Origin of the sequence: Streptomyces sp. NPDC058240 (assembly GCF_042882135.1) — a bacterium.
Classification (GTDB): domain Bacteria; phylum Actinomycetota; class Actinomycetes; order Streptomycetales; family Streptomycetaceae; genus Streptomyces.
In genome coordinates this window covers 1-6,709 of sequence record NZ_JBHVWT010000108.1, presented here as the reverse complement: position 1 = coordinate 6,709, position 6,709 = coordinate 1, and the positions used below count along the sequence as shown (strand labels likewise).

At 68.8% G+C, this 6,709-nt stretch carries 6 protein-coding genes; 4 read left to right on the top strand and 2 right to left on the bottom strand.

What is annotated here, in order from left to right:
* Positions 1 to 628 precede the first annotated feature (628 nt).
* On the top strand, positions 629 to 1,285 hold the full coding sequence (locus tag ACFVX4_RS41330) for a hypothetical protein (RefSeq protein ID WP_389988440.1): 657 nt from the start codon (positions 629 to 631) through the stop codon (positions 1,283 to 1,285).
* Here the strand turns inward: ACFVX4_RS41330 and ACFVX4_RS41325 are convergent.
* Entirely contained in the window at positions 1,276 to 1,440 is a 165-nt protein-coding gene (locus tag ACFVX4_RS41325) for a hypothetical protein (protein WP_389988437.1), read from the bottom strand. The genes ACFVX4_RS41330 and ACFVX4_RS41325 overlap by 10 nt on opposite strands.
* Before the next feature lie 1,099 nt (positions 1,441 to 2,539).
* Between ACFVX4_RS41325 and ACFVX4_RS41320 the strand changes: the two genes are divergently transcribed.
* The gene (locus ACFVX4_RS41320; protein ID WP_389988434.1) at positions 2,540 to 3,040 is read left to right on the top strand and encodes a hypothetical protein; all 501 of its coding nucleotides are present in this window, start codon (positions 2,540 to 2,542) and stop codon (positions 3,038 to 3,040) included.
* Positions 3,041 to 3,493: 453 nt separating this feature from the next.
* Here ACFVX4_RS41320 and ACFVX4_RS41315 read toward each other — a convergent pair whose 3' ends face one another.
* Positions 3,494 to 4,906, bottom strand: coding sequence for an aminopeptidase P family protein (locus tag ACFVX4_RS41315; protein WP_389988431.1), 1,413 nt, complete (start codon positions 4,904 to 4,906; stop codon positions 3,494 to 3,496).
* Positions 4,907 to 5,121: 215 nt separating this feature from the next.
* On the opposite strand from ACFVX4_RS41315, the gene ACFVX4_RS41310 reads away from it, so the two are divergent.
* Entirely contained in the window at positions 5,122 to 6,105 is a 984-nt protein-coding gene (locus ACFVX4_RS41310; protein ID WP_389988428.1) for a LuxR family transcriptional regulator, read from the top strand.
* 212 nt (positions 6,106 to 6,317) lie between these two features.
* Entirely contained in the window at positions 6,318 to 6,503 is a 186-nt protein-coding gene (locus ACFVX4_RS41305) for a N,N-dimethylformamidase beta subunit family domain-containing protein (protein ID WP_389988444.1), read from the top strand.
* Positions 6,504 to 6,709: the final 206 nt, after the last annotated feature.

The following is a 6,709-nucleotide window of genomic DNA, read 5'->3' as shown; positions in this document are numbered from 1 at the left end:
CTCAACGCCTTCGACATCACCTTCGACGGCCGGCTCTCCGCAGCACGCCAGTAACTCCAACAACCTGAGTTACACCGCTCGTTTGACAGACCCGGGCTTGACAGTACGGGCCGTGGACCAGGTTGTGTGGATCTGTTCGTAGGCGGCTTCGGTGTGGGTCGCGTGGCAGGACGGCGAGTACGCGGTTGATGGTGCCGGCTGCCGCCCGGTACGGGGCGTCGGGCAATACCGCCGAACTGCCACCAGTCTTCGTCTCGTTCTTGTTCTCGACAGCATCGGAGAGCTGAGACGGCACCACGGCGTCGAGGCAGTGCACGTCGTGATTCCATGACGGGATACCGAGCAGCACACAGTGGTGATCGGGTCGCGAAGTCATCCGATCGGCGTTTCGGCACCACACGTCCACAGCGGCACATTTCGAAGAGACTGTTCGCTCAGGGATGGTGAAGGGGCGAGCACGCGCCGGCCCTGACGCGGTCGGGAGACCGGGAGCTGAATCCGTGGCTCCCTTCGCCTTCTTCCAGGCGTGGGCCAGTGGTCAGTACTTGTGTGCGTTCATGCCGGTTCACGGCAGCGGACACCAACAGCTGGGCGTCCGATTGGCGTAGGCGTCTGCTGAAATGCGGGCATGACCGTTTATGACGTCGCACGGCGACTTCCCGAGATCCCGGCCTTGCGTGACCGGTGCCGCTCCATGGCGATGGTGGAGGCGATCCTCGCGCCCGGTGGCCCGTACCGCCGCCATGGATTCGATGCCCACTGGTCCCCAGGGCGCGAACTGGGATGGATGGACAATGGAGCAGGCGACGAGTACTCGGTCATCTTCTCGCCCGAGGGTGTGTACATCCGCGGGTTCGATCACGAGTCGCCCATGAGCCCGTACGCCGGTGACGGGAGTGTCTGGCCGGGAGTCGTGGACTCGGTGCCGGAGGTGTTCCGGTCCTGCGTCGAGGAGCCGTCCTTCGCCGCGGACGGGACTCCGTATATGACGGCCTGCCTGTGGCGCGAGACCGGCGACGACAGGTGGCGTACGGGACAGATCGAGTACGACGGCGGAGGCAGCGACCCCGATGGAGCGTCGTACCTGTTCTCCTTCCTCGTGGACGGTGCGCCCGAGGAGTTCGCCAGCTGGGCCCGGAGTTACTACGAGACCCCGGTGGACCTCGATTCCGTACGCCACATCTACGCGATGCGTCCGCTGACCCCAGAGGTCGTGGCGGCGCTCAACCCCGACGTGACGCCCGAACAACTGACGGCCGAGATCGAGGCTATCGGCTATCCGTAGACCGTCCCAGCCCTGCCCCAGCCGGACAGCCAATGACCCACGGGTCCGAGGCCGGCCTGCTGCGGCTCGCCGCAGCGCTCGCCGAGCACCTCGGCCACGACATCCACGTGGACGACGCGGCCCCGTCCCATCTGGACGGACAGCCCGACCGTCACACAGTTCCGGCAGGCTGCCGGGGCGACGGAGCCGGGAGAGCTTCGCTGTCTGTGACGGCTCTCCGAGGAAGCCATCGCCTTCGGCGCCATACTCCAGCGCGGCGTGTTGGAGGGGCGCGACCCGAGGCGATGAGGTATGAGAACGGGGGCCCTCGACGTGGTTGAGGCCAGGGGGCCTCAGTGCGGGGTCGACTCGACGCAGGAGCCCTGGGCAGTGGGTGCTGCGTTCCAGCCACTCACCGTGGCCCGCGGCCGGAGCGCTCGGCTGAATCCCTGCCGCGCAACCACTGCGGCAACAGTGGCATCGTCTGCACAGCCCTGTTCATGTCCAGTGTGTGAACGGGCCGGTGAGCGGAGCAGCGGAGTGCACACCGGTGGAGGAGCGGGCCGTGGAAGCACTGCTCTCCCTGAGCGGGCGGACACGGGCTCTGCTGCGCCAGTGGGTCGGCTCGGACCCGGGCTGTGGTGTGGCGCGGGCGCTGCTGTCGCTGGCGACCGGGGACTGCTGGGATGACGCCGTACTGAAGGAACAACTGGTGATCGCGCACCGGGACGCGCTGGCCGTCGGTGAGCGGGAGGCGAGCCTTGTGTACGGGGTGTTCCTTCATGCACATCGGCAGTACCGGCTGACGGCCGATCACCTGGTGGGCCACTTCGACCGCTGGCCCGCCGATGAGCTGGCCGGTCTCATGCTGGGCGCGTTCTCCGCGTGTGGGGACGCCGTCTACCATGCGCACGGCGATGCTCTGATGGAGCAGCAGGCGGCGCTGGCCGGCCCGGAGAGCTGGCCCTGGATGAGCTGGCTGGCATCGACCCGGGCGGAGCAGGGCCGGGTGCGGGAGGCGCACGAGCTGGCCGGACAGGCACTGGCCCTGCGCCCCCGCTCGGGTGTGGCCGTGCACGCCCTCGCGCACGCCGAACACGAACTCGGGGCCGGCCGGGCCTGCGCCGACTTCCTGGACCAGTGGCTGCGGGCAGACCCGCAGGCGGTGCAGTCACGGCACCTGAACTGGCAGCCGCTCTGCAGTCCATTGCCTGCGGTGACTTCGCGGACGCGCGCCGCCGGGCGGACAATGCACTGGCGCGTACGGACGTCGGCATGCGGGCCGCGACGAACTGGCGCCTGCTCCTGGTCGGACAGTCCCCGGCCGGCCGCAGCGATCCGGACCAGGTCCGGGAACTGCTCGCCGCACCGGGCGGAATGGCGGAGGCCTTCCACACCTTCAACCTGGCCCTGGCCCTGGAGACCGCGACCGACGACCTGCACACCCTGGCCCGCCGGGCCGCCACCGACGAACGCCCCGAGTTCCGCGAGGTCCTGGCCCCCGTGGTGCAAGCTCTGGCGGAGATCACCGCAGGCCGCCCCCGCGCCGCAGTGGACCTGCTGAGCGGCCTGGGTGAGAAGACGGAACAGATCGGCGGAGTGCGGGTGGGGCGCGAGATCATCCAGGACACCCTCGCCCGCGCCCTCATCGACGCCGGTCAGCACGTCCGCGCGGCCGGCCTGCTGCACCACCGCACCACCACCCGCCGCCACCATACCTACGAGGACCTCCTCCTGACCGCACGGGCTCCGGCCACCGAGGCCGGCCTCCGCTGACCCGCTGAGCTGACTCGAACTCTCATTCTGAAACGGTTCAGGGACGAGTGCCCTTGGCGCTGCCGTACCTGCGTCACAGCCCAGGTCGGCGACCACCAAGTACGCGCTCTGTCCGCACAGGTCAGCGGCCTCGTCCCAGCCGACGAGGAAGCACCCAAGAGCGAAGGGGTCGGAGGGCGAAGGATTGGAAGGCGAAGGATTGGAAGGCGAAGGGGCGGAAGGCGAAGAGTCCGAATGGACTCACCGACCCCGCCGCCTGCGGGCACACCGGCCTCGATATCGTCTCCGCGCGCGGAAACGCCCTGGCACTGGCCACCATGCTGCTGCGTGGCGATGTGCCCGGGTGACCGCCGCACGAGCGGCGGCGGTCACCGCCTCGGCCGGGCCCCGCTGATCGGACCCTCGCGTCGACCACGCCCGCGGCCAGTACGCCCGGTTTCTGCTGCGACGCTGTCAGCCCGCGAACCGGGCCATCCACGCCTCGACCTCGTCCGCCGACCTCGGCAGGCCCGCGGACAGGTTCTCGTGACCGCTCTCGGTGACGACCAGGTCGTCCTCGATCCGGACGCCGATGCCGCGCCACTCCTCGGGCACGGTGAGGTCGTCCGGCTGGAAGTACAGGCCAGGCTCCACGGTGAGAACCATGCCCGGCTCCAGCACGCCGCCGACGTACTCCTCGTTCCTGGCCTGCGCGCAGTCGTGGACGTCCAGACCGAGCATATGGCCGGTGCCCGCCATGGTGAAGCGGCGCTGGAGGCCGAGCTCGTACGCACGGTCGGCCGGGCCCTCGATGAAGCCCCACTCGACCAGCCGGGCCGCCAGATGACGCTGGGACGCCTCGTGGAAGTCCCGGTACGCGGCACCCGGTTTGACCGCTGCCATACCGGCTTCCTGGGCCTCGTACACCGCGTCGTAGACCTTGCGCTGCAGGGGCGTGAAGATGCCGTTGATCGGAAGCGTGCGCGTGACATCAGCGGTGTAGAGGGTGTGCGTCTCCACGCCGGCGTCGAGCAGGAGCAGGTCGCCGGGGCGCACCGGGCCGTCGTTGTCGGTCCAGTGCATGATCGTGGCGTGCTCGCCCGCGGCGCAGATCGAGCCGTAGCCGACGGCATTGCCCTCAAGGCGTGCGCGGCGGAAGAACGTGCCTTCGATCCACCGCTCGGACGACGCGATCGCTGTGGAGAGCTCACCGATCACATCGGTGAATCCGCGCACCGTGGAGTCCACGGCCTTGCGGAGCTCGGCGATCTCCCAGTCGTCCTTGACGAGGCGGAGATCGCTGAGCGCCTCTTCGAGTTCGGCGTCACGCTCCTCCTCGGTGGTGACGGCGGCCTCCAGGGACGGGTCGAGACCGCGGACGATCCGGGTCGGCGCGCCGGAGGCGGCGGTCAGGTCATCGGCCGCCGTACGGACGTCCCGGCACGGCAGACCGAGCACGAGCTCCGACTCGGCGAGGGAGCGGCGCCGGCCCATCCACAGCTCCGCCGTGGGGCCGGTCCAGAACTCGTCGTTGTCCCGGCTGTCCCGCGGCAGCTGGTAGCAGTAGGCGTCATGGCCGCCGTCCGTGCGGGGTTCGAGGACGAGAGCGCCGTCCCGGGCCTGGTCCCCGGTCATGTGTACGTAGCCCGAGTACGGCCGGAACGGGTAGGTGTCGTCGTTGGAACGGACCTTGAGATTCCCCGAGGGGATGACAAGACGTTCGCCGGGGAAGCGCGCGGAGAGCGCGGCGCGGCGGCGGTCCGCGTACGGGGCCTGCTCGCCGGGCCGCAGGTCGTGCCGCTCGGTGTCCTCCCACCCCGTCCGCATCAAAGCAGACAGTTCCTCGGAGATCCCTGAGTAGAGACCGTTCTTGCGGCCTTTCGCCACGGCGTACACCTTCTTTCCGGGTGGGTTTCCTCAGCGGCGAGGGACGGAGTGAGCCGTACGGACGGCCTTGCTCCCGGTGCGGCTCGGGTACCCTCGCTGCCACCGTTCGTCGGCGGCTCCCGGACGGTACCCCGCACCGCGCGCGCCCGGTGCCCAGGAGTGCCACTGGCACGGATCGGCCACAGCCCTGACCGGAATCGTCGACAATGAGACATATGACGAACGTGAAACTCGGCGAGGCTCTCCGGCTTCTGGGAATCGATCACGCGGCGAGCCGGGTCTATCTGGCGTTGCTCGAACTGGCGCCCGCTCCGTTGAGTGCGATCGAGGCCGCGTCCGGTCTGGGCGGTGCGGAACTGGCCAAGGCGTACGGTGCGCTGGTCGACGCCGGTCTGGCCAGTGCCGCCGAGGAAGGCGGGGACATGGTGGCCCCGGTTCCGCCCGCCGCGGGCCTGGAGATCCTCGCCCGGCACCGGGCGGCCGAGGTCGAGGAGTCGCGCATCACCGTCGGGGGCGCGTTCGAGTCGTTCCGGCGGCAGCGGCTCGCCGCGTACAACGACAATCTCGTCGAGGTCGTCACCGGCGAGGCCATCGGCCCCAGGATTCGTCACGCTTGGGCGAGCGCCCGGGATCAGATCCGGCAGTTCGAGTCACCGCCGTACTTCCCCTTGTCCGGAGCCACGGACGACGCGCTGGCCACGCTTGCCCGCGGTGTGACGCAGCGTGTCGTGTACTCGCGGGAGTCACTGGAGCATCCGGGCCACCTGAAGGAGGTCATCGAACCGTGCATCAAGGCCGGCGAGCAGGTCAGGGTACTGCCGTCGGTACCGGTCAAACTCGTGATCATCGACGAGGCGTACGCGCTCGTGTCATTGTCGATCAAAGAGGCCGACGTACACAACACCATGCTGGTCGTGCAGCCTTGCGGCCTGCTCTCCGCTCTCGTGGCGCTGTTCGAGCAGTCCTGGCAGAATGCCCTGCCGTTCCATGGCCGCACCACGCGGCCGGGTGGTCTGCCACCCGCCGACCGTCGACTGCTGTGGCTCCTCGCGGGCGGCGCGAGCGACGACGTCATCGCCCGCGAGCTGGGAATCAGCCGCCGCACACTGTTCCGCCGCCTGCAGATCCTGATGGCCCAGCTGGGCGCCGCGAACCGCTTCCAGATGGCCTTGCAGGCACAGCGCTCCGGATGGTTGTGACCTGCACGCTGCCAGGTGAAACGGACGCGAGCGGCTCGCGCGCTCGTTCCGGGCGGGCGCTGTCGAGGGCTCGGTCGATTCGGGAATCGAAGGGCACTCCCTCCAGCCGAAGTACCGTCGCCGGAACCAAGAGAAGCAGAGCCGCGCAGTCCGGGTAGCCGAAGTCCGATTCAGATTCCGGCCGTTTACCGCCTGGGCCGGGGAGAACCGCTATCAGCTCGACCGCCTCACCCAGCACGACCTTCACGAGGATCCTTCCCTCCCTCGACGGCTACGCCTGTGCCGTCATCGTCGGCCACGACGAGTACTGGACCTGGGAGATGCGCGACGCCGTCGACCGGTTCACCGATGGCGCCGCTCTTAGAGGGCGTTTAGAGATGATCTGCGTCGTTGGGTGACCTTTGCGCTTGCCCGTTTTCAAGCTATTCACCCTCATACGCGCGTCTTCGTGGCCGCCGAGCTACCGACCTGGCCACCCGTTTACTCCGGTTCTCGTGCATGAAGTCCGTCTGGTTTGAAGATGAGGCAGAAACGCCCATCAGTAGAGGAACGGCATCCTCCGCCGCGTCCATGCCAACGCTACGGCGTGAGCCAGCGCAAGCCG